The organism is Ruegeria sp. HKCCD8929 (genome assembly GCF_013031405.1).
In the GTDB taxonomy this organism is placed as follows: domain Bacteria; phylum Pseudomonadota; class Alphaproteobacteria; order Rhodobacterales; family Rhodobacteraceae; genus Ruegeria.
In genome coordinates this window covers 1-3670 of sequence record NZ_WPZY01000102.1, presented here as the reverse complement: position 1 = coordinate 3670, position 3670 = coordinate 1, and the positions used below count along the sequence as shown (strand labels likewise).

The following is a 3670-nucleotide window of genomic DNA, read 5'->3' as shown; positions in this document are numbered from 1 at the left end:
ACCTACGTCCCGCAACAGATGGTTAGGCAATTCATCCATGCGGCAATATTTCCGTTTCCGGCGCAGTAGGTGTCTGAAGAGTTGGTAAGCGTTCGTGATATACAGCCGCCAACCCTTTGGCGGCGACTGCATCAGTGCGGAGTCTGAGAAGTTCACCGCCCCGCTCCGTCCAGAGACTGAACGTACTGGCTTGTACCTTGCGGCAGACGCCCTGATGATTGAACTTGGGACGACGCGTTGGCACGCGTTTCGATGTGGTTTGCAATGCGATTTGCGCTGATACCTGCCGCGTGGAAAAACCCCTGAAACAACAACCCGTACCCTGTGAACCACAAACCAGGATTTTGGGGATCTTCCTGACCCATTGGATGCAATGGATAACCTTTGTTGTCCAACGCACCCAGGTGCCCAAAAAGCTCATCCAGATCGGCTCGATAACCAGTGGCGCAGATCACGACATCAGCGTGTATCTTTCGACCGCTGGCCAGTTCAACGGCATAGGGCGAAAAGCCGATGGTTTCGCTGACGGCCGCAAAACGACCAGATTTTAGCGCAGAGACGAAACCATCATCCAGAGCGAAGGTTACTCCATCTTTCAGCATCCGCGAACCACCGCCCATGACATGGCGGCGCAAGCCATGGCGGCGCAGGTTCCCAAAGAAGGCGCGCTGCATGATCGAGAAGATCGGATCGAGCGACCATTTGGGGAATAGCGTGAACAGGTTGGCAAGTCGCTGTAACGAAAAGCCGAAGACGCGGGATGGCAAGATCGACGGCCCGTGCCTGACCGAGACCCAGACCTGTGCCGGGTTACTGCGCGACAGATGATTCAACACATCTGTTCCTGAATTCCCAGCCCCGATGACAAGGACGTTCTTCCCGTCGTACTCATTGGGGTCGCCGAAATCTGCGGCGTGTATGATTTGACCGCCAAACTCCTCCATGCCTGGCCAAACCGGCATATCAGGCACTTTCTCCCGCCCCGTCGCGACAATCAGATGAGCGCTGAAATAGATACCTCTGTTGGTTTCGATCTGCCAAATGTCGTCTTCGCGACGGATTGAGAGGACTCGGGTCTCGAAATGGATATCGGCGTCAAATTGACTTGCGTACTCGCTCAGATAGTCAACGACGGCATCCCGGGGCAAAAAGGTGTCGGGATTGCGAGGCGTGTGATGGCCCGGTAGCCGGGCGAAATGGCGATGAATGTTCAGTCGCAACTTCGGATGCCGTGCACGCCACGGGTCGGCCACCCTGTCGGATGCTTCCAGAATGGTGATCGGGATATTCCGAGCGCGCAGTTCGGTGGCCGCTGCCAAACCGGAAAGACCGGCTCCGATAACGATGGCGGTTGTTGAATGGGGAACTGTCATATGAGAACTCCGATAACGGTGCGCTTAATGGCGCGCGAAGAAATATGCGTTGAGTTGGTCATGAGGCAGGTGATGGGTCTCGACCTGCCCGAAGCCTGCATTGGCGAGGTATTCCTGTGCTGTCTCAATGCCCCACATTGCCCCGAGACCTGGCCCGCCTTGCCCAATCGACACTGGCGTGCAGTGCATCAGCGACAGGGAGTAAAGCAGGGGTGCAAATGGGTTCTGGATGTTGGTCTCCAGATTCCGGGACCCACCGATATCCTGCATCAGGAACAATCCGTCCTTTGCGAGTGAGCGGTAGACAAGGTCCAGCAATCCCTGCGGGTCTTTCTGATCGTGGACCGCATCAAACGCCGTAATCAGATCGAAACATCCCAAAGAATTGACCTTGGAAAGGTCTTGTGCACGAAATGTCAGGTTCTTCAGACCCATGCGTGCCGCTGAGACTTGCGTTTCAGAAAAGGCGTCCTCACACAGATCAATCCCGACAAAGCGGCTTGCGGGAAAGGCCTGGGCCAGTTCCATCATTGCGCGGCCTGCGCCACAGCCTACGTCCAGAACATCAATCCCGTGTTCAAGACGTTCGATCAAACCACGTTCAACAGGAAGGATGTGCTCGATCAGGGCCGATACCACCAGCTGGGCGCTGTCTTCTGCCATAACTTCGTGAAAGCGACAGTAGTCATGGTAATGGGTGCCCGCACCATCTCGAAACCGCGCGACCATATCTTCTTCGACCGAGGCCATAACGCCAATGAATTGGCAGGTTACAGCCATGTTGTCGGGTGTTGCCGCGCGGGTAAGCAGCGCCGCGTGTTCAGGGGGAAGATTGTAGATTCCAGCTCCGGGGTCGTAATCGACCACCCCCGATGTCACCATCACGGCCAGCCATTCGCGCACGTAGCGCTCGGCCAGGCCTGCCTTCTCAGCCAGAGTAATCGAGGTCGCCTTGGGTAAATCAGCGAGCACGTCAAATAGATTGGTACGGTGGCCAATCGACGTCATCAACGCAAGCGCGGCACTATTCAATGTGCCGACCATCTGCTCACCAAAACGCTCTGCCTTGGCTTCATCAAAAGTAACTGCTGTTTGTTCGTTCAAGGGGCTTCTCCGATGTTTTTTGGGGTTTCATTTCGTCTGTTTCTTCATCGGTATTGCCGCAAGGTTGCGAGTCGTGATATGCCGACAAATGACTATATCGGTGAATATCGGACATATCGATGCAAGCATTCAAAGCCCCCTGCCGTTCAGCGGTTGTGACTTTGCCCTGCGTCGGAACCTCGACGGCTTACAGTATTCTCGATGCGCTTGCTTCAGTCGGCCGGGACTGGGAAATGCTGCATGGGGCGCAGCCCAAAGCGCAGGTTTTCGACGCCAACTTGCTGTCGGTAGATGGAGCGCCTTATGTCGACATCAACGGACGGCGGATCACGCCGGAGGGTTCACTGGCCGATTTTGGTCAGCCTGATCTGGTAATCGTTCCTGACCTGCATCTTGCGCCTGACGCACCGTTGCCAGATGAATTCGCGGTGGCGATCCCGTGGCTTGTCAAGGCGCACGCTGACGGTGCGATCATTACGTCTGTTTGTTCTGGTGCGCTCTTGCTCGCGGCAGCGGGTTTGCTGGATGGGCTTGATGCCACCAGCCATTGGAGTTTCTGTGATGTCATCGCCCGGAAATTCCCGGATGTCCGGGTACGTCGTGAACGGATTCTGATACCTGCGGGTGACGGGCATCGGATCGTGACGGCAGGCGGAGCGTCTGCGTGGGGTGATCTGGTACTGTATCTGGTCGGCCGAGTTGCTGGCCAGGATGAGGCCCGACGCCTCGCCAAGATTTACCTGCTCCAGCCTCACACTGAAGGACAGTTGCACTACGCTTCCTTGACTGCGGGAGCACAGCATGAAGATGCGCTGGTTGCAGATGCCCAGGTTTGGGCCGCGGATAACTATGCCCTGCCAACCCCGGTTGCCGCCATGGCCGCCCGAAGCGGTCTGACCGAGCGAAGTCTGTTGCGGCGGTTTCGCAAAGCCACGGGGCAGACGCCAGTCGAGTACATTCAAACGCTCAGGGTCGAGGAAGCCAAGCAAATGCTTGAGACGACCGATTTGCCCATTGATGAAATTGCTGCGGAAGTTGGATACACGGAACCCTCAAGCTTCCGAAATGCATTTCGGAGGTACGTCGGTATGCCAGCATCAGCCTATCGCAAGAAACGCTTACTATCCCATCAGTGATCAAGGGCAACCCGAACCAGACCCTCAAAATCGTGCTTTGCAAGCTCCAAGTTGCGG

The 3670-nt window shown here is 56.2% G+C and carries 3 protein-coding genes; 1 reads left to right on the top strand and 2 read right to left on the bottom strand.

Annotated elements, in window-relative coordinates; all coding sequences use genetic code 11:
• Positions 1–152 precede the first annotated feature (152 nt).
• Positions 153–1373 (bottom strand): NAD(P)/FAD-dependent oxidoreductase, encoded by a 1221-nt coding sequence (locus tag GOX53_RS29000; RefSeq protein ID WP_171182348.1) that lies wholly within the window; start codon positions 1371–1373, stop codon positions 153–155.
• A gap of 24 nt (positions 1374–1397) precedes the next feature.
• Complete coding sequence (locus GOX53_RS28995; protein ID WP_254446861.1) at positions 1398–2477, bottom strand: class I SAM-dependent methyltransferase; 1080 nt, start codon at positions 2475–2477, stop codon at positions 1398–1400.
• Between the two features lie 119 nt (positions 2478–2596).
• On the opposite strand from GOX53_RS28995, the gene GOX53_RS28990 reads away from it, so the two are divergent.
• Positions 2597–3613 carry a GlxA family transcriptional regulator gene (locus GOX53_RS28990; RefSeq protein ID WP_171182347.1) on the top strand — a complete coding sequence of 339 codons (1017 nt, stop codon included), beginning with the start codon at positions 2597–2599 and terminating at the stop codon, positions 3611–3613.
• Positions 3614–3670 lie beyond the last annotated feature (57 nt).